Origin of the sequence: Sorangium sp. So ce375, from assembly GCF_051473855.1 — a bacterium.
Taxonomy (GTDB): Bacteria; Myxococcota_A; Polyangia; order Polyangiales; family Polyangiaceae; genus Sorangium.
On the sequence record NZ_CP150335.1, the window covers coordinates 1,392,219 to 1,410,222 of the forward strand.

The 18,004-nt window shown below is 71.8% G+C and carries 14 protein-coding genes; all 14 read right to left on the reverse strand.

Going from position 1 to position 18,004, the window contains the following annotated elements; all coding sequences use genetic code 11:
* Positions 1 to 78: 78 nt before the first annotated feature.
* Entirely contained in the window at positions 79 to 1,152 is a 1,074-nt protein-coding gene (locus tag WME90_RS05325) for a metallophosphoesterase (protein WP_437279980.1), read from the reverse strand.
* Positions 1,153 to 1,243: 91 nt separating this feature from the next.
* Positions 1,244 to 1,789, reverse strand: a complete 546-nt coding sequence (locus tag WME90_RS05330) for a DUF1232 domain-containing protein (RefSeq protein ID WP_437279981.1) — start codon at positions 1,787 to 1,789, stop codon at positions 1,244 to 1,246.
* 278 nt (positions 1,790 to 2,067) lie between these two features.
* Positions 2,068 to 3,171, reverse strand: coding sequence for a hypothetical protein (locus WME90_RS05335; protein ID WP_437279982.1), 1,104 nt, complete (start codon positions 3,169 to 3,171; stop codon positions 2,068 to 2,070).
* A 45-nt stretch (positions 3,172 to 3,216) separates the two neighbouring features.
* Entirely contained in the window at positions 3,217 to 4,296 is a 1,080-nt protein-coding gene (locus WME90_RS05340; protein ID WP_437279983.1) for a dipeptidase, read from the reverse strand.
* A 12-nt stretch (positions 4,297 to 4,308) separates the two neighbouring features.
* A complete protein-coding gene (locus tag WME90_RS05345; RefSeq protein ID WP_437279984.1) occupies positions 4,309 to 5,667 on the reverse strand; it encodes a protein kinase domain-containing protein in 1,359 nt (452 codons plus the stop codon).
* A gap of 115 nt (positions 5,668 to 5,782) precedes the next feature.
* Complete coding sequence (locus WME90_RS05350; RefSeq protein ID WP_437279985.1) at positions 5,783 to 8,383, reverse strand: transglycosylase SLT domain-containing protein; 2,601 nt, start codon at positions 8,381 to 8,383, stop codon at positions 5,783 to 5,785.
* Between the two features lie 218 nt (positions 8,384 to 8,601).
* Entirely contained in the window at positions 8,602 to 9,009 is a 408-nt protein-coding gene (locus tag WME90_RS05355) for a c-type cytochrome (RefSeq protein ID WP_437279986.1), read from the reverse strand.
* Between the two features lie 385 nt (positions 9,010 to 9,394).
* Positions 9,395 to 10,222, reverse strand: coding sequence for a hypothetical protein (locus tag WME90_RS05360; RefSeq protein ID WP_437279987.1), 828 nt, complete (start codon positions 10,220 to 10,222; stop codon positions 9,395 to 9,397).
* Positions 10,223 to 10,532: 310 nt separating this feature from the next.
* The gene (locus tag WME90_RS05365) at positions 10,533 to 11,009 is read right to left on the reverse strand and encodes a hypothetical protein (RefSeq protein ID WP_437279988.1); all 477 of its coding nucleotides are present in this window, start codon (positions 11,007 to 11,009) and stop codon (positions 10,533 to 10,535) included.
* Between the two features lie 211 nt (positions 11,010 to 11,220).
* A complete protein-coding gene (locus tag WME90_RS05370) occupies positions 11,221 to 11,820 on the reverse strand; it encodes a hypothetical protein (protein ID WP_437279989.1) in 600 nt (199 codons plus the stop codon).
* Positions 11,821 to 12,109: 289 nt separating this feature from the next.
* Positions 12,110 to 12,523 carry a hypothetical protein gene (locus WME90_RS05375; RefSeq protein WP_437279990.1) on the reverse strand — a complete coding sequence of 138 codons (414 nt, stop codon included), beginning with the start codon at positions 12,521 to 12,523 and terminating at the stop codon, positions 12,110 to 12,112.
* 146 nt (positions 12,524 to 12,669) lie between these two features.
* Positions 12,670 to 14,217 carry a hypothetical protein gene (locus WME90_RS05380; protein ID WP_437279991.1) on the reverse strand — a complete coding sequence of 516 codons (1,548 nt, stop codon included), beginning with the start codon at positions 14,215 to 14,217 and terminating at the stop codon, positions 12,670 to 12,672.
* A 37-nt stretch (positions 14,218 to 14,254) separates the two neighbouring features.
* Positions 14,255 to 15,859, reverse strand: coding sequence for a hypothetical protein (locus tag WME90_RS05385; RefSeq protein ID WP_437279992.1), 1,605 nt, complete (start codon positions 15,857 to 15,859; stop codon positions 14,255 to 14,257).
* Positions 15,860 to 16,468: 609 nt separating this feature from the next.
* Positions 16,469 to 17,875 (reverse strand): sensor histidine kinase, encoded by a 1,407-nt coding sequence (locus WME90_RS05390; RefSeq protein WP_437279993.1) that lies wholly within the window; start codon positions 17,873 to 17,875, stop codon positions 16,469 to 16,471.
* Positions 17,876 to 18,004 lie beyond the last annotated feature (129 nt).

Consider the following 18,004-nt stretch of genomic DNA (forward strand, 5'->3'; position numbering starts at 1 on the left):
GGCGCGCCCTGGGCCCCCGTCGCCGAGAACCACCGCGATCTCATTGTGGACGGCGTCGAAGTTTTCTCACGATGGCGCCTATTTTTTCGCGTTTGTCGCGCCAGGCGTATCGGCTGCGTTGGACGCATCGGCCGCGCTGGCCGTCAGGACCCGGACGGTGTCACCGACAATCTCCAGTGCTGCTGGCTTTCCGCCGTAATGCGAGGCCATGCCGACGTCGATCCGCCAGACCTTGTCGCCGCAAGCCGAGGTGACGCCGCGCCTCTGCACCGTGTGGCCCACGACCATGCGCTTCGCGGACATCGCCGTGAGGGCCTGGTCCAGCGCCTCGCAGGGGGGTGACCCCGGGCTCGGCGGAGGCTCGCTCGAGTAGAGGCGCGCCCACACCGGGCTGTCCTCGGCCGCGACCACGGCCGGCGCGGACGTGCTCTTCCCCTCCATCCACGCGCGGACCTCGCGGTTGATCCGCGCGATGCCGTACCGCGTGTGGGCCGGGAGCACGCCGCCGTGCGTGAAGACCGTGTCGCCGACCGTGATGATCACGTCGCGCGCCGCCAGCTTCTTGGCGTAGAGACCGCCGGGGAAGAACGCGGCGGCGCGGGCCCGCGCGGGGGGCGGCACCGGCGCGAGGCGGGGGGCCGAGGCGTCGAGCCCGGGCACGTCCTCGAAGTCCTTGAAGCCGCCCTCGGTGACGTAGCGGAAATCGAGCTGGACGTTCATGACCTCGTGGTTGCCGTTCAGCGCGTACACGGCGCCGCCGGCGGCGCGCGCCTCGACGGCGAGGCGATCGAAGAGGTCGATGATGGCCTGCTCTCCGTCGCCGCGGTCGACCTCGTCGCCCGTCTGCACGAGCACGAGCTTGCCGCCGATCCAGCGATCCGCGCCGTCGATCGCGCCCGCGATCCGCAGGGCCGCGCGCGTCGCGGCGAGGTCGCCGTGGACGTCGCCGATGGCGACCACGCGGTCGGCCGCCGGGTAGGCGTAGGAGCGATCCGCGTCGGGCGGCGGCGCGGGCGGAGCGCCGGCGGAGCGCGACGGCGAGGACGAGGCGGCGGCGGCAGGGCCGTGGGCCGTCGAGGCGGGTCGATCGGCGTCGCAGCCCGCGGCGAGCAGTGCGGCGAGCAGCGCGGTGAAGCGGGAAGCGGCTGACATCGGACGCGGTCCTCCGGGGGGATGAGCGGCGGGGTGTACTACGCGGGCGGCGGACGCGCCGCGGCGGCGCGTCGATCGTCGATGCGCGCGATCAGGCCGGGAGCTTCGTGGAGAGGAAGGATTTCAGCTTGATCAGGTTCTTCGCGTCGCGGCTGAAGCTCGGGGCGGTGTAGCTCGACGCCCAGCCGGTGATCTCGTGCATGAACGAGGAGCGGACCTGCTCGTCGCCCAGGATGTCGTCGACGGTGCGGCCGCGCGCGGCGCCCTTCTCCAGCGAGCGCACGTAGCCCTTGAGCCGGGCGTAGTCGCCGCCGAGCAGCTCGGCGATGAGCTCCGCGTCGCGGGCGAGCCGCGCGAGGGCCGGCGCCTGGTCGCGCAGCTCCGGGCTCTCCGCCGCGGCGAAGGACGCGGCGACGCGCAGCACGAAGGCGTCGTCGAGGAAGCCGAGGTCCTCGATGCCGTCCGGGATGAGGTCGAGCGACTTGAAGAGATAGTTCAGGCCGGCCGCGAGCGAGCGGCGCGTGCCCTCCGAGCTGTCCGGCGAGGCGAGCAGGCCCGCCAGATCGGTGGCGTCCGAGGCGAGGCTGCGCAGCCACTCGGGGAACGTGTCGAGACAGCGGTCGTCGAGATCGGTCATGGGATCCTCCCGGCGGGAGCGCGAGGGTAGTCCGAGGGGCGCGGCGCCGTCCACAGGCCATCCGTGCAGACGAAGGCGCGCCGGCGCCGCCGCGGGCGCCGGCGCCGGACGCTGCGACCGGGACGTCGAGGCCGGCGCGGGCGCGCGTCGATCGGGGCTCGTCGACGCGGGGGCGCCGGCGGCGCCGCGCGGTTCGCGCGCGGGCGCTCGCCGTCGGTCCCCGCCCGTTCCCGCTCGGTTCCCGCCCGTTCCCCGCCCGTTCCCGCTCGTTCCCGCCGTTATCCGCCCGTCGCGCCGACCCGCCCCGTGACGCTCGCGCTCGCGCGCACGCTCACCTGGATGCGCACCGACGCGCTCGTCGAGGCCTCGGCCGCCCCGGCGACGCACGCGAGCGCGCGCGCGCCCGCGTCGCCCACGATCCGCGGGAGCGCGGCGCCGACCTGGACCACCGTCTGGGCGTCGCCGAGGAGCCGGCGCCCGAGCGCCACCTCGGCGTGCAGCAGCGCCGGCAGGTTGGCCTGCAGCGTCGCCGCGAGCCGCGCGACCATCTCGGCGCCCGGCGACGCGCGCACCTGGACGAGCGCCGGCGTGCAGGCCGCGTAGACGTCGGCGTGCGCGCGGCAGCTCGCCTCGCACTCGGCGTCGGCGCTCGGGGGCCGCACCATGCCAGCGCACTGCGGCGCCTGCCAGGTGCCCTCGCAGCGCGCGTGGCACGTGGCGTCGCAGCCGCCGTCGCACTCGCCGCTGCACTGCCCCACGCAGCGCCCCTGCGCGTCGTAGGCGGAGCACTGCCCGCGGCACTGCCCCACGCAGCGCCCGTCGCACCGCCCGGCGCAGCGGCCCTGGCAATAGCCGGAGAGCCGCGCGGGCTCGCACTGCGCCACGATCTGCCCCGGATCCAGCTGGACGTCGCAGGAGCCGCTGCACTGCGCGCCGGCCTGGGCGTTCGCCTGGCAGGCCGGCGGCGTCACCGCGACCTGCACCGCGGCGCCCTGGCGCAGGATGGCGTCGATCGCCATCGAGACCGCGCCGCAGGCGCCGCTCGCCTGGCCCCCCGCCTCGTCGCGCGGCGCCATCTGCGCGGGCGGTATCCCGAGATCCGCGCCCATCCGGCGGCAGGCGTCGGCCACCTGCGCCTCGATCGCCGCCGACACGGCCGCCATGTCCTTGGCCGCCTGCACGAACGTCCTCACCTTCGCGTTCGCCCGCGCGTCCGCGGAGAACTGGGCCCCGAGCACGTCGCTCGGGCCGCGCAGCTCGGGGCAGACGGCCTCGCCGACGCCATCGAGGTGGGCGAGCTCCGCGCAGCTCAGGCCTGCGATGGGGGCGAAGATCGCGAGGGTGAGCAGCCCCCGCGCCGACCGAGCGACTTCCCTGCGCATGGGGGCCCTTACCACGATCGCGCCGGCGCGCGCTGCAGCCTTCGGCTACGGGCTCGCGCCGCTGGCCGCGCTCGCCCCCGCCGGCCGCCAGCCGAGGATGCGCAGCGCGTTCTGCGAGAAGATCTTCATCACGTCCTCGCGCGACATCCCACGCCGCATGAGCCGCGCGGCCAGCGACGGCAGCGCCGACGCGTCGCCGAGCCCCCTGGGCGGGACGATGCCGCCATCGAAATCCGAGCCGATCGCGACGTGATCGACGCCGGCCACGCGGACCATGTGGTCGACCTGCGCGACCACGTCGTCGATGTCCGCCTCGCTCGTGCCGTTCACGAAGGGCGCGTGGAAGTTGAGCCCCGCGACCCCGCCGCTCCGCGCGATGAGCCGCAGCTGCTCGTCCGTCAGGTTGCGCGGACGGTTCGCCACCGCGCGCGCGTTCGAGTGGGTCGCCACGATCGGCGCGCCGTGCGCCGCGGCGATCGGGACGAGATCCGCGAACGCGGCGTCCGAGATGTGCGAGACGTCGATGAGGGCGCCCCGGTCGTAGACGCGCTCGCAGAACCGCTTGCCGAGCTCGGTCAGCCCGTACGCCGCCGGCTCGCCGGTCGCGGACGACGAGAGCAGGGAGTTCTTCGCGTGGTTCGGGCTGATGAGCCGGACGCCTCGCGCGATGAAGCGATCGATCTGCGCGATGTCCGCCGCGAACGCGCCGGCCCCCTCGATCGAGAGGAAGGTGCTCACCTTCCCCGGCTCGGCCCGCGCCGCGCCGAGCGGGAGGAACACCGGGTTCGCGGCGATGATCGCCTCGATCGTCGCGAGGATCGCGCTGGCGTCCTCGATCTTCGGGCCATCGGGGTGCGCCTGGTCGGGCAGGTAGATCGGCAGCACGATGCCGAGGTAGTGGCCCGCGACGAGCGCCTCGCGGCGGGCGTGGCCCTCGTCGAGGCGCCTGTCGCGCCCCTTGAAGTGGACCTGCCACGGCACGTCGACGTGCAGGTCGACGACCGGCACGGGCGGCTCGGGAGCGGCGCCCGAGGGCGGGTCGCCGCGCGTGGGCTGCGGCGCGGCCAGGGCGCCGGCGGCGCAGGTGACGGCGATCAGGGCGCGGGCGCGGGCTCTGCCGTTCATGCGCTCACCCGCTCACCCGCTCACCAGCACGCCCAGCGCGAAGCCGACGCCGAGGCACACGAGCCCGATGAGCCCCACGAGCCACCAGGCCGCGCCCTCCGAGGCCGCGCTCTCGGGGGCCATGGGGACCTCCACGACCCGCACGTCGTAATGGCCGCCCGTGAGCGTGGGCACGCCCGTCGGCCGCTGCGCGCTGACGTGGGTCGGCCCGGCGGCCGCCTGGAAGGTCGCCGTGGGCGCCACCGACGGGTTCGCCCGGACGGGCGGCGTGGTCATGTGCGGCGGGGGAACCGTGGGGATCCTGGACGCGACCGGCGGAATGCTCTGCACCGGCTGCGTCGTGTTCTGCGGCGGCTGCGCCAGGTTCTGCGGCGGCGTCAGGTTCTGCTGTGGCGGCGTCAGGTTCTGCGGCGGCGGCGGCGGCAGCGAGGGCAGCTGGTGCGTCAGCGAGGGCGACGCCGGCGCCTCGGGCCACCCGCTGGGCGTCGCGATGCCCGTGCGGTGCGCGATGGCGCCCAGCGTCTGCGCCATCTCCTCGGCCGTCTGGAAGCGCCCGGCCACGTCCTTGGAGAGGGCGCGCTGGAAGAAGAGGCCCCAGGCGGCGAGGTGGGGCGCGACCTGCTCGATCGGGCGCACCTCCTTGGCGAGCACGGCGGTGAGCCGCGCGAACTCGTTCTCGGCAGGGAACGGCTGCGTCGCCGTGAGCATCTCGTAGAAGATCACGCCGACGCTCCAGAGATCGGCGCGCGCGTCGACGCCCTGCGCGTTCTTTATCTGCTCGGGGCTCATGTAGCCGGGCGTCCCGAGGAGCGTGCCGGCGCGGGTCTTCAGGCCCATTCCGCCGGCCGCGTCCATCACCTTCGCGATGCCGAAGTCGAGCACCTTGACGCGGAAACCCCCGCGGGGATCGCGCACGAGGAACAGGTTCTCCGGCTTCAGATCGCGGTGGATCACCTTGTGGCTGTGCGCCGCCATGAGCGCCTGGAGCACCTCGTGGATGATCGGCACGGCCTGCTGCGGCGGGATCGGGTTGCCCGTGTCGATGTAGGCGGCGAGCGGGACGCCCTGCAGGAGCTCCATGACGAGGTAGGGCGTGCCGTCCTCGGCGCGGGTCGCCTCGAAGACCGACGCGATGTTCTGGTGGACGAACCCCCTCGTCGCCTCCGCCTCGGCGAAGAAGCGGTGGAGGACCTGCTCGTCCTGCGTGAACTCGGCGTGGAGCACCTTGATCGCCCGCTTGCCCTCGCCGCGCAGGCCCTCGGCCTCGTAGACCGCGCCCATGCCCCCCTCGCCGAGGAGACGCACGATCCGGAAGCGCCCGCTCAGCACGGCGCCCACGAGCTGATGGGAAGGGCTCGATGGGTCGATCACGCGCGGACTCTACCAAAGCTTCCGCATCGCCCGCTCGCCGAAACCTCGGCGGCGGGCGCGCGGTCAGCGTCGGCGGCGCTGATCGCGCGGCGGCGTGCGGCTTCCACGGCGCGGGTCAGGGCGCGGCGTTCGCCACGGCAGAGCGCGCGGCCGGGCTCGCGGGCAGCGGCGTCCGCAAGGCCTCGCCGGGCTGAGCGCCGGTGTAGAGGAGCTCGTAGACGGCGAGGCTCGTCATCACGCGCTTCGTGTAGAGCCGCGTCTCCTCGTACGGGATGCGCTCGACCCACAGATCGAAGCTCTGCGACGGGCGCTCGGCGATCCACCGCTTCGGCGCGCCGCCGCCCGCGTTGTAGGCGGGGATCGCCAGCAGGGGGTTGTCCGAGAACTGGCCGCGAAGCTCCGAGAGGTAACGGCAGCCGAGCGCGATGTTGACCTCGGGGCGCCTCAGCGCATCGGCGCTCCACGGCAGCCCGAGCGGCTTGGCCACCCGCTTCGCGGTCGGCACGATGAGCTGCATCAGCCCGAACGCTTGCGCGGGCGAGGCCACCCTCGGATCGAAGGCCGACTCCTCGCGCATGATCGCGTAGGCGAGGGCCTCGGGGATGCCGCTCCGCTTTGTCTCCGCGGCGACGAGGCCGGCGAAGGGGCGCGGATACGCGAGCTCCCAGGCGCCGCGCCAGCGCCCGACCGGGTAGTGATCGACCCACTCGCCCGCGAGCTCGACGGCCGCCGGCGCCGCCATGGCGGTGCGCAGGATGCTGTACGACTGCGGCAGCGCGCCCGTGCGCGCGAGCAGGAACGCCGAGGCCCACACGACCTCGCGCGGCGCCGTCTTGCCTCCGACGCCGAGCTGGTCGAGCTCGCGCCGCGAAAGCTTCGCCTCCCCCTGGCGCGCGAGCTCGACCGCGCGCGTGAACGCGGGGTGCGCGAAGAGCGGGCTCTTGAGCTCGGTGTACGGCGCGCTCGCGTCGCGCTCCAGGGCCGCGGACAGGGCGCGCTGGGCGGCGGCGGGGTCGACGTCGGCGAGCCGCGCGTGGGCGAGCGCCATGTAGAACGAGAGCGGGTAGTCGCGGATCACCTGCTCGAGCAGCGCCTTGCCCTTGTCGGGCGAGCCCGTCTCGATGTGGGCGCGCCCGAGGTAATAGGGGAGCCTGCCCGCGGCCTGGTACGCGCGCTCGTGCGGGAACCGCTCGAGCGCGCGCTCGAGCGGCCTGACCGCGCCCGCCCAGTCGCCGCGCTCCATCTCGAAGAGCGCGAGCTCGAACAGGCCATCGGCCACCATGTCGCCCGACGGGAAGTCGTCGGGCATGGCGGTGAGCAGCTGCACGAACTGCGCCTGGTCCCCGAGCGCGAGCAGCGCGCGCGCGCCGAGGTAGCGCGCGTCGTCCGCGAGCCGGTGATCCGGGTATTCCTTCTCGAGCAGCGCGAAGCGCGTGGCCGCCTCGGCGTGCCGATCGACGCGGAACGACGCGCGCCCTGCGTTGTAGAGGGTCTCGGGCCGCCGGGGGGCGGGGGCGCCTGACGCAGCGGCGGGGGCGCTCGCGGCGGCGGCAGGCGCGCTTGCGGCGACGGCAGGGGCGCTCGCTCCAGCGGTCGCGGACGCCGCGCTTGCAGCGGGAGCAGCCGGCCCGCAGCGCTCGATCGCCGTGCCGAAGAGGTCGGCGGCCTCGGCCCGCCGCCGGAGGCGCCCGAGCGCCTCGCCGCGCGCGGCGTACACGTCGCAGGCGAAGGCCGAGGGCGCCTGCGCCTCGGGGAGGGCGATCAGCGCGTCCGTGACGGCGAGCGCTTCCTTGTCCTGGCGCGACGCGAGCAGGGCGCGCGCGCGGGCGAGCAGATCGGCGGGGCCTGGATCGAGGAACGGCTTGCGCCGGGCGAAGGGCAGCGTCGACAGGGCCTGGTCCTGGATCTCCTTCGCCTCCCCGGCGCCGGCGCCGCCCGGCGCCTCGTCGATGACGCGCCGGGCGATCCGGATCGCCTCCTCGGCGTGGTCCTCGCTCGGATGGCGGAGCAGCGCGCGGGCGAAGCGGATCGCCTCCGGCACCCACGTCGACGCCGGCCAGCTCCGGGCGAGGTACGCGCGCCAGCGCGCGGCGGCGCCCTCGATGTCGCCCTTGTCGGCGAGCGCGCCGGCGACGATGCGATCGAGCTCGTCGGCGATCGCGACGTCCGACGCGACGGCGCGCGCGCGCTCGAGCGCCGCGTCCGGCTGTCCTGCCTTGGCGAGGAGATCGGCCGCCGCGAACCGCGCGTGATCGGCGAGGGGCCCGCCGGCCGCCGCGGCGGCGTCGTACTCCTTCGCGGCGCCCACGGGGTCGCCCGCGAGGGCGCGCAGCCGCCCGAGCTGGTAGCGGAACGCCGCCGCATCCGCGGGCGACAGGGGCGCGGAGAGCACCTGGGCCATGGCCGTGGCCGCGCCCGCGTACGCCTCCTGCTCGACGAGCTTCTGCACCTGCGCGAGCCGCGGGTCGTCCAGCACGAGGGTGAGGCGCTCGGGATCGAACCCCGGCGCCTCGCCCGGCGTGCCCGGCACGACGGGCCCCGGCGGCGCTGCGTTCGGCGGGGGCGCCGGCTGCGGGCAGAGCGGCGGGCAGGCCGTCGCCCCGCGCTGCGCGGAGGGCGCGCCGGCGCACGAGGAGGCGCCGAGCGCGGCGGTCAGCGCGAGCGTGGAGACCAGCGCGAGCGCTGCGGCCCCGGAGCGGGCATCCAGCCTGAACATGCCTGCACCATACTCCGGATCGCGCGATCGCACAGCGATCGACGCGCCGCGCTCAGCGAGCGGGCGCTACCGTGGCGCCGACCCCGGCGAAGCGGAGGAGGTCGCCCGAGCGGGCCACGAGCTTCAGGTTGAACGCCGTTCCCACGGCGAGCTCTCCCTCGGCGCCGACCTCCAGGGCGTCGGAGGTGGCGCCGCAGGGGATGATCAGCGGCGTGGCGCTACTTGGCCGCGTCGCAGGCGAGGAAGACCCGGATGGACTCGATGGTCTCGTCGGGGAGCTTCACGCCGAGCGGCATCCCGTCCGCGCCGTTCGCCCCGCCGATCTGGATCTCCTCGTACATCTCCTCCGCCTCGGCGGTGACGCTGGCGGGGTCGTCGACATTGACGTCCTCCGGAGCGCCGATGCGGGACGCGCCCTCCTTGGTCGTCGAATGACAGCTCGCGCACTGCTCCTGGAGCGCGTTGTAGCCCGCCATCGCCTGCGCATCGGAGTCGGGCGGACACTCTCCGAGCGACCCCCCGGAGGTCTCGCCGCTGCTGCCGTCGCCGTCATCACCGCCGCAGCCTTGGAGAGCGCCGATGGCGAAGGGAGCGAAGCAGAGCAAGAGAATCGTACGAACGGGCATCAAAGCACCTCAACAGCTTGTTAGGGAAGGTGGCGAGCCGGAGTCGAGCCTCCGGCCATGCAGGCCCGCAGGGCGCTGCGCGGGGATGGTGCCTGGGGCCGCGCACCGGGTCAACAAAGACGGAGAGGCCTGAACTAGAGGAGACCTGGGTCGTCCGAGGGGGGCAACCTTGTACAAGTTCGAGGCGACGTGGGTCGCCCGAGGCGGCAACCTTGTACAAATTCGAGGCGCCGCGGGTCGTCCGAGAGGACAACCTTGTACAAGTTCGAGGCGACGTGGGTCGCCCGAGGCGGCAACCTTGTACAAATTCGAGGCGCCGCGCGTCGTCCGAGGGGGCAATTTTGAGCGAGGGGGAGGCGCCGCCAGCTCCGTTCGGACAGGGCGGCTACTGGGGCACGTCCGGGACCGGCGTGTCGAGCTCGATCTCGGGGAGCGCCTCCTCGTCGTCCTCGTCCGCGGCTGGCGCGCCCTTGCCGCTCTTGCCGGCCGCCCGCCGGGCGGCGGCCTGGCGCAGGCGGTCCAGCGGGGCCAGCGCGGCGCGCGCCGACTGGACCGTCTCCGGCCTCTCGCGATCGACACCGGCGACGACCTGGAGCATGTAATCGCCAATCGCGCTCACGAGCTCCCGGAGCGGTTCGCGCAGGGCCGCCACGTCCGCCGGCGTCTCGTGCGCCTTCGTGATCCCCAGGACCTCGCCATAGGCCTCATGGGCTGCGCGCACCTCGGCCAAGAACTCAGGACCCGCGATGGCGACAAGGTCCTTGCCGAGCGCGTCGTCCTCGGCGATCCGGCCGAGGAGGGCGTTGCTCTCGGCCCACTCGAGGTCCATCGAGAGCTTGAGGAACTCGAGGCCTTCCGGGAACAAGATCTGCGAGATCTCCTTGGCTCGCTCGGCCCTCGGGTGCGCCGTGGCCGGCAGGAAGGCGCAGGCATCGACCCGCATCTTCAGGGCGGCCCAGGCGGTATCGACGCGGTAGTCCGCCTTGGCCTTGCTCGCGGGCTTCGGGGCGCCGGCCGCGCGCCGCTTTTGATCCCAAGCCTTGTTCATGGCGAGCGTCGCCTTGCGCACGGCGCGCGCGGTGCGCTTCATTCCGTCGGTCGCGTCCCTCGGCAGCGCCGAGAGGAGCGCGATCGCGAGCGCGACGGCCTGCCGGACGTCGAGCTTCGGAGGACGCAGGTATGGAGTCGGATCGAAGGGGATGGACTTTGCCATGAAGAATACCTCCCTTGACTGTTATCCACATCATGGGCAGGCGGGCGGAGTCAAGGGATTTTCTCGAAAGGCTCGTTCCTTCCCTAGGTCTCTGGTTCTCTGTGGGCGCTCCAGAGAGGGTCGCATCAGCAGGCGCACGACGACGAACCAGCGCGTCCGGTGGGACCGGCGCGCTGGTGGAGGCGCGTCAGCCGGTGGGCTGAGGAGCGAGGCGCCGGCTCTCGACGCGCCTGCCGGCGGCCCCGCTCCAATCTGTCGCATAACCATGGATAGGCGGCGCTTTTTAGGAGGCCATCGATGCCACGTGAGCTCACATCGACGTGTGCGCCTCGTCCTCGTCTGAGGGGCCTTCCCATCGGTCCCAACCTTCTTCCGGTTCCGGCAACCCGAACGCTCTTAAGTAGTCCCGCCCGGCCTGCACTAGCGGCGCTGGGGCGTGACCACAGAAGTCCCACGTCTCGATCAGCTTGCGCACCCTTCGCGCAGACTCCTCTGTTCGTTGGATGTCGCCCTTTGCGTCCTGGAAATTTCCATTCTTGACTGCCTCAATGATGGCCAAGTAACCATCGAGGAGTTGCATGGCGTGTTCCTGGGGCACCGCCGCGGAGCCGCCGGCGGCTATCCGAGCGAGGAGGCGTGGCGCCGCGAGGATGGACATCAGGCCCATGACGCGACCTAACGAAGATAGCCCCTCCAGAGCCTTCTCTTTAGCCGACGCATAGCGCTCTTCGTCGAGCCGAGCCGCAGCGAGCACTTCTTGACGCCGTCTCTCCAGATCTTCGCTCATTGTCGCTCCACCTGAAATCCTATCTGAACCGGCATAAGGTCCATCGGAGCTCGTTACTAAGGGTACGGGAGACAGAACGTCCCTATGAAGTGGTTGCCAAGCGGAGAAATCCCGCCCGCGCCTACGGCTACAACATTTGGGGTTCTCGTTCCTTCCTCTGTGCACACATAAGAGCACCATGCCTTGATGGCAACGTTCTGCAGTGGCGTGTTCACAAAATCTGGACAGGTAGAGCACTTCGCCGTGCCGCAGTCGTCGACGTAGCAGGAGTGCGCCACGTTTGGTACATAATTAGCGAACACTTGGTCCAATATTCGCAGCCGTGCGTGCGCTTGCACTCAAACTTCGGGCCGTTGACGGCGGATACCGTCGACGAATCAATGTTCTCCGAAAACCAAGTGTCAGCTAGTTCCGCTGCCGCGGGGCCGTATTGCTCGATGAGGCTCATGAGGGTCGCGTCGTCGAGCGTGGACGGATCAAGGTTCAGCGAATCGAGCGTGCCTGCCAAAGCACATGAGAGATGGCCGGCCTTGGCCTGGGCGAGCGCGAGCTCATGCGGATCGAGCTGGGTATACACCTGTTCGCCGATGTCCTCCTCGCTTTGAGAAGGCTGAACCGTGGTGATGTCATCTGTGTCACTTGTTCCGTCTTGTGAATTCTTATCTGCGCTGTTTGTGTCATCCTGTGCATTGTCATTCTTTCGTGCGCCGATTGTAATGGTGCAAGCTGGTGCCATGATGAAGGCCAGAAGGCCCCAAGCACCAATTGCGGCAACAGCCGAAAGAGGTCGTTTTATGATGGCAATTTTCATGGCCAACATGGAAGGCGTGGAGGTTGCTGCTGTCAAGCCGCCCGTGGAGAGCGCTGCATCGCGCCCTGGACACTCCGGCGGGCTGGGGCGGAGCCTCGCTAGCTCTCGCGATGCTACGGGCGGACTCCACCCACCGGGCGCCTGCCTCTGCACGCATGCGCACGAGCACGATTCGACGGCCACGACGACGCGTGTTCGACGGACTCCAGGAAAGATTTCCACGCTCGTGGCTCCTTGGTCGTGAACAGGCAGGTCCCAAGGACCGCCTCGTTCACGGCGAGCTCAGGTCTCATCGATGATCCCCGCCCGTCGGGTCCGTGGATTGACCGCCCGCGGGGATCGGTCCTGGCGCTTCGTCTGATCCGTCCCACGTATCCCAGATTTCGTCCCGCGGGTCGGGGAAGGCGAGCCCAGCGAGGGAGCGCCGTGACTCCTCCACGATCTCGGGCGGAACATCCTTTGAGGGAGTCCATTCGCCGAAGAGCTCGCGAAGCTTCACGGCATGTACCCATGACATCGTCTTTTTAGGTTGCGGCCCAGCCTCTCTCGCATCGTGTTCCCGTGCAATCGGCAGATAGGCGTCCAGGTGATGGAGGACGTGCTCGCGGGTCGGCGCGCCAGTCGCTTTCGCCCTGAGTTTAGGGAAAGCACAGAATGACGCGATCTCCATCAGGCACATGAGGTGCATCACGAAGTTCTTCATGGCAGCTTGCTCGGAGGGTCCGACTCGTCGCTGCTCCTATGCGCGTCCATTTTCCATCCAAATACTCGAACGAAATCTGAAACCCACGCAAAGCGGTCCTTCCTGCTCCCTTCCAGGCAGGCGGAGGCGAGCATCGAGGATTCCAGCTACTCGGGGAACCGCAGCGTCTCGACGACGGTGCCCTCCTCGCCCGTGATCTCCTTGCCGGACCAATCCCAGCTCACGCCGCCCTTGCCCGGCGGCCCGAGATCGTAGGTGACGCCCTCCACCGTGAGCTGGTCCTCGTCGAGGTACGCGATGCCGATCGAGTCGCCGCCGCGCCCAGGGCCGCCGTAGCCGCCGGGGCCCCCTTCGCCCCCGTTGCCGCCCGGACAGGACCAGTTGCCGTCCCCCAACGCGCCCCCCGGCGCGCCCCGGCCGCCCAGGCCGCCGTCCTGGGGCTTGCCCCCAGCACCCCCCGGGCCGGCGGAACGCGTGATGATCTCGCTGTCGCGCACCGTCACCTTCGCATGGAGCGCGAGGATGCCGATGCTCGGGTGCCCGTTCTCGCCCCCGCGACCGCCCCTGCCGCCGCAGCCGCCGGCGCCTCCGGAGCCGCCGCCGGCGCCTCCCTTGTCGGCCACGCCGCACACGCTGAGCCCGCCTCGCCGCCCGCCCCCTCCGCCGCCGCCCTGACCCGGCATGCCCCAGGTGCCGTCGCCGGCTTTGGCGCCCTGCCATCCCGTCTCGTCAATCCGCCCGATCCCCTGGCCCGCGGCGCCGAAGGCACCCCACGCGCCGCGGATTCCATAGGACCCGCTGCTGCAGTGGATGCCGGGCACGTCCCCGCGTCCTCCTCCACCATACTCCGAGGACGTCGGCGCCCCGTCGTCCCCGTCCTCGGCGCCGTCGGAGAGCCCGTCGCCCCCCTTGCCGCCGGTGCTCGGGAGCCCGCCATCGCACGGGTTCACCACGGCGGCGCCGCCAGGGACCCTGTCGGCGGAGCACGCATCCCCGCCGTACAGGCCGTGCCGTCCGTCGGCTGCCTGATCCAGTCCAGGCAACTCCTCGCCCTCATGGCCCGCCCATCCCTCGGAGGCTTTAATGATGCCTCGGAGGAACTCGACGGTCGCGCCGGACTTCGCGAGCACGGCGATCGGGCCGTGCGCGGCCACCCTGAAGTCGACGATCCTCGATACGCCGTCCGCTGCGCCCGTGTCCTCGGGGCCCGCCGGCTCGACGGTCAGGAGAAGGCTAAAATCGGTTGAGGTCTGCAGCACCGAGCGAATGCGGTTGCCATCGGACCAGGGGATCATGCGTTCCCAGGTCCGGCAATCGAACCCGCCTATCAGATCCACGCCGGAGGGCAGCGTGAGGGGGTCGAAATAAGCTTCGTGGCACGCGAACACGCGCCCCCGTCCCTTTCGCGCCAGCGCGACGGCGCGCTGGAGCGTCCGCACCGGCTTGTCCTTCGTGCCGGGGTTCGCGTCGTCCCCGCCGCCGAAGACACCGCCGGCGAACACCCCGCAGCCGTCGTCCAGCACATCGGCGGCCAGGTGATCGAGACAGACCGACTCCGCCGGCGGCTCGTCGAGACAGGGCGTGCCGTCGTCGCAGGGATCAGGGCCCGGGTCGAGCGGGCCCGGCGTGGTCCCGCAGCCGATGACCGAGAGCGGAAGGGCGAAGGCGAGGTGGACGGGGAAGGTCGGCTTCATGGTGCTCCTCCACGCGACGGCGCGCGCACAGGGCCCGTCAACGGGGCGGCTCCGGATTGGACACGTCGAATTGACGCCAGGGCATGTTGTCGCCATCGGCGCCCTTGCCCGCGTCGTCATCGGGCGCTGCGTTGCCGGCGACTCCGCCCTCGCCGCCTGCTCCCCATTCTACCGTGGCGTACGGCCCGAACTCCACGCGGGCAGCGACGGACGCGACGCCGTACGAGGGGCCCCCGAGGCCGCCGCCGGCATCGCCGCCGCGGCCACCATGTCCACCCGCGCCGCCGTCGCACGCATTCCACATGCGATTGTCTACGACGCCCTTTCCACCGGACCCGCCCTGTCGACCCGTGCCGCCCGGTTGGCCCGTTCCGCCCACGCCGCCGCGGCCGCCGTTGCCCGTCGTCACCCTCGTCGTCTCGAGCGTCAGCGCGCTCCCCTGCAACGCGACGACCCCGATGCTCGCACCGCCATAGCCGCCGCCCTTGCCTCCGTCGCCGCCGCAGCCGCCGCTCCCGCCCGAGCCGCCGGCAGCGCCGCCCTGCGGCCTGCCCGCGCGACACGCGACCATGTCGCCTCGCCCTTTGCTGCCGCCGCCGCCGCCCCCCCCTTGACCGACGCCCCCTCGTGCCCCGTCCTGACCCCGGACACCGACCCATCCTTCTCGCTCGGTGAGCTGGCCTGGGCCAGTGGCGCCGGCAGCGCGACCCGCGGCGGTGCCCTTGGCGCCGTCTTTCCCCGCCGTACACGTCTCGCTGCCCGCGCCGAGCCCCGCGCGGCCCTTGCCCTCCGGATTCTCCGCCGGCTCCGGCTGCCCCGGCGCACCGTCGTCGCCCGACTCGAGCCCGCCGTCGCCGCCGTAGCCTCCCGTGGACTCGATGCCGTCGTCGCACGCGGTCGCGACCGGAAGGGCGCCCGTCGCGGAGTCGGCCGTGCAGGCGTCCACGCCGTCGTTCCCCAGCTCTCCGTCCTTCGCCCGCTCGCTGTCGGCGTCCTCCCCTGGCTCGCCATCCTTGCCGTTGCTCGCGACGATCGCGCTGTCCCGCACGATCGCGCCGGCCCCAGGGCTCAAGATCATCGCGATGGACGACTTGCCGTCGCTCGACGAGGCGTCCGCCGCGACGACGTGCACGCCGACGATCGTCGACGTCGCGTTGTCGCCCCCGAGGACCCGCACCGGGATCCCCGTGGGCGGAGCGATCGAGGTCGGCTCGTCGGGCCCGCCGAACGACCACGCATACGACCAGTCGCCGCCGTCACCACAGCGACGGCCGCCCCAGAGGTCGACCCCGGAAGGCAGCGCGATCTTCTCGTCGAACGCCTCGCCGCAAGCGTATACGCGCCGGGTCGGCGTCTCGCCGACACGTCGTCCGTGCGCGGCGAGCCCGATCGCGTGTCGCAAGGTCCTCACCGGCGCGCCCTTCGTGCCAGGGCTCGCGTCGTCGCCTGACGACGCGCTGACGAACACCCCGCACTCGTCCAGCGCCAGCGCGGTACCGGGCTCTCCCGCGCACGGGTCGGGCGGAGGCTCTGCATCGGGGGCGCAGTCCAGCGCTTCCCAGCAAGCATCGGAGTAACGGCACGCGGTCAACGCGCTCGCGCCGCACGCGCACATAGCGACGGCGATGACGGACGTCGCCATGCGTCGGCCTTCCTTCGAACGCATCTGTTCGGCTCCCGGAGTCCTCAGTGCATCTCCACGATCCTCACGCCGGCTCTCGCCCGTCCGCCACGCATGCACCGTAGCGCCGATCCTGAGCCGGCGTGAGCAGCAGACCGGATGAAGTCCTGGAGGAAAAGTGCCGTCGTGACCTCAACGGCAGACGGGGCAACCGCAAATCCGCCCTCCTGACGCGCGCGGCGACGGTAGGGGCGACGGGCGCGCGGCGTCAATCGGAAGAAAACGCCATCAAGCAACTTCATTCATGAGAAAATCCGTCCCGATACCGGAAGTCGGACCCCGGACGCGCCGCCGGACACGCAGCGCGCCGAAAGCGTCGCTCCACCCGGTGGTCGCGCCCTCGTATCGAGTCCCTCTGGGCCGCGCGGCCGTTCGTCGCCCTCCTGCTCCACACCCTCCGCGTCCCCCGCCGTCGGGCGCCGCGGGGGCCCTCCTCGTCCGTTGAAACGATCACGTTGAGACTCGAAGGACTCCGCCATGAGATAGAAAACCGAGAGGGGGCGCGGAGCGCGCCCTGCGCGTCAACGGAGACGCCGCTCGCGGAGCAACCGGGCCGCAGCCTCCCGGAGGTCACGCGCCGGTGCTCGAGCCGATTTCGGGCGCGCGCGTCGCCTCGGCGCTCGCGCTGGGCAGCTCGAACCAAAAGATGCTCCCCTTGCCCAAGACCGTGCGGAGCCCCACGCGGCCGCCGTGCGCCTCGGTCAAGCGTTTGACGGTGGCGAGGCCCAGACCCAGCCCCGGCACTCGAGCCCCTTGCGCTCGGATGTGGGGCTCGAACACCATCTCCTCGAGGGCCGGCGCGACGCCTGGCCCCGTGTCCTCCACCTCGATCCGCACGCCGCCTCTCGCGTCGAGCACCCGGATCACGACGCGACAGACCGCCGCGTCGCCGAGGTACTTGAGCGCGTTGCGGATCAGGTTGGCGAGGATGCTCGTCAGCACGCCGGGGCTCGCTGCCACCGCGCACGGGGCGAAGGGCTCGACGCGGAGCTCCGCGCCGAGCTCTGCCGCGACAGGGACGAGCTCGCCCATGAGATCGTCGATGACGGGGCGCACCTCGGCGCGCGCGCCTGGCTCCGGCCTCGCGCCCGCGCGAGCGAACTCCAGGAGGCCGTCGGTCACGCACTTGACTCGCGCGATGGCCTGCCGGCCCCGTTCGAGCGCCTTTCGCACCGGATCTCCCTCGTCGCACCGCCGCAAGGCGAGGTCCAGCGAGAGCGCGACCGAGCCGAGGGGGCTGAGCACGTCGTGCGCGACCCGGCCGGCGAACTGCTCGAGCTCATCCGCCCGGCGCTCCAGGAGCACGCCCTGCCGCCAGAGCAGCCTCACATGGCGACGGATCTGCACGGTGGCCGCCGCGCAGGCCAGCAGCGCGAACGTCACGCTCGCCGTGTTGAGCCCGAGCGCGATCCGACGAGAGCGAACGCGGATGGCTGCGATCTCGACCGCCAGACGACGTGTCTGCCGCGCGTTGAGCTCGATGCTCGCCATCACGGCCTCGCTCGTCGCGTTGAAGTCCACTCGCACACCGTCGTCCACGAGCTTGTTGGCCTCGCCCGAATGGCCGCTCGCCAGCAGCGAGAGGGCCCGGTCGATGTCCATATTGAGCTTGCCGAGCTCCTGCGCGACGGTCTGCCACTGCTTGAGCTCTCCCGGATAAACGGGCATGCCGAGGTAGGCGTCGAGGCTGCGGGATAGATTGTCACGCGCCTCATCGAGCTCGTGTCGGTCGAGCGGGCGGCCCATCACGGCGTTGTTGGCAAGATCGCTCAGGAGCGCCTGGGTATGCCTCAGCTCGGCGCGCGCGGCCGCCAGGTGCATGATGCTCGGCGTGGCGTTCTCCGCCAAGCTCATGGCCGCCGCGTCGATCTCGGCGGCTCGGTGCTCTGCGTAGGCGGCCGAGATCACGAAGCTCCCGATAGCGACGAAGAACGCCGCGAACAGCGACAGCAGGATAGACGGCAGCCGCTCGAGCATAAGAGAAGAGTTGGACCTCGCCGGGTCCTTCCGCCCTCGCATATCCATGCCGGGATGCTGTTCCGCCGTCCGCCCGAGCGCAACGCCGGAGGAGCGCCGGAGCCGCAGAGGATCCGCAGCGCTGCATCT